We start from the raw sequence: 1,402 nt of genomic DNA, 5'->3' as shown, positions 1-1,402 counted from the left end.
TCCCCTCCAGATTGACAGTTAAGAACATTTTACCATGTTCTCTTTTTTCTCTGTCTACCTGAAGGGGATAATACCATTCCTTATTTCAGGAATCCCCTCTTTTTTGATTCAACAATGCATCAATATGTTCGGTCCTTTTGACTGAACTATATTCCTCTTCTTTCAAAACGTCCTATTCGTCATTTCCAAGGAATCTGTTTGTTTAAACAAAAAAAGGAAAGATCTCTCTTCCCTTTTTCATTTCTTTATTTTAGTGTTTCGTGAAAGTTTGATCTATCGCATTTGCCAGATCCAGCGATTTTTCTTTTAGATAACGCTTCGTTACGTTTAAATCTTTATGACCGGCAAGCTTTGATATCGTTTGTATATCTATTCCATTATCCACTAACCTTTGACAAAAAGTATGTCGCAGTTTATGCGGATGCACATTGTATTTTTTCAATATATATTGAACTGACCTCGGAGTGATCCTTTGATTATAGCTTGAGATGAATAACGGATCTGCTTTTTCTTTTAAAGAAAAAAGATAATTTTGTACATGTTGAATGGCCGATATCGTAAGGGGTACGGATCTGTCGATTTCACCTTTTGCGTTCCGGACAAGTATATAATTCCGCTCTGTTTCCATTATGACGTCACGGCCATTTAAGTCACATAATTCGGAGACACGAATTCCAGTATGTAACAAAAGGTAGACGATGGCAATGTTCCTTAGATTCCCTTCTGCTTCTATATCTCTTAACAGTATCTGCTGCTCATTGAGGCTTAAAGTTTCAGGTACCTCAAGCTTGTGCTCCTTAACTTTACGTTCCACTGAAAGCATCACTTGCGGTTTACCTAAAAATTTAAAGAAGACATTTAATGCGATATAGTGTTTTTCGATTGTCCCTGGGCTTTTCTTGCAATTTTCTAAATTATCAAGATAACCCTGAACATCTTCAGAATGGATCTCCATCAATATCTTTTGTGTCTGGTCACAAAACTGTGAAAGGACACCAGTATACGTTTTGATCGTATTAGCTGATTTGCCTTGGTCTCTCAACCATTCAGCAAACGAAAAAATCATTTCATCTTTAGCAGAGGTATCCATCGGCTATTCCCCCAATGACAGTTTCAGAACTATGTTAAGTTTAACATATATCCCTACAGAAACGAAGAATTCTGTCCCTTTGTCTTAAACTGATATGGATAACTATAGAAATTCAGATGCATTAATAGTATGTCCTACCATTTATCCTGCATATAACTTTCTTTATGGTCTATAACAGGTTTAAATAATAAGTGCTGAAGATAACGACCTCAAAAAAGACCAGCCGGATGGCTGGTCTTTTTAAATGGCTTGGCGGCGTCCTACTCTCACAGGGGGAAACCCCCAACTACCATCGGCGCTGAAGAGCTTAAC

Annotated in this window: 1 protein-coding gene; it reads right to left on the bottom strand. The window is 37.4% G+C overall.

What is annotated here, in order from left to right; all coding sequences use genetic code 11:
- Positions 1–250: 250 nt before the first annotated feature.
- Entirely contained in the window at positions 251–1,090 is an 840-nt protein-coding gene (locus AC3WLU_RS26710) for a tyrosine-type recombinase/integrase (protein WP_034306417.1), read from the bottom strand.
- Positions 1,091–1,402: the final 312 nt, after the last annotated feature.

The sequence above is a fragment of the Peribacillus sp. FW305-BF15 genome, from assembly GCF_058783805.1.
The sequence above is the reverse complement of the archived record's forward strand: the minus strand, read 5'-3'. Positions and strand labels throughout refer to the sequence as shown.

What these genes read in the sequence shown, in the direction of transcription:
- AC3WLU_RS26710 (WP_034306417.1), bottom strand. Translation starts at nt 1,090, where the DNA reads ATGGATACCTCTGCTAAAGATGAAATGATTTTTTCGTTTGCTGAATGG.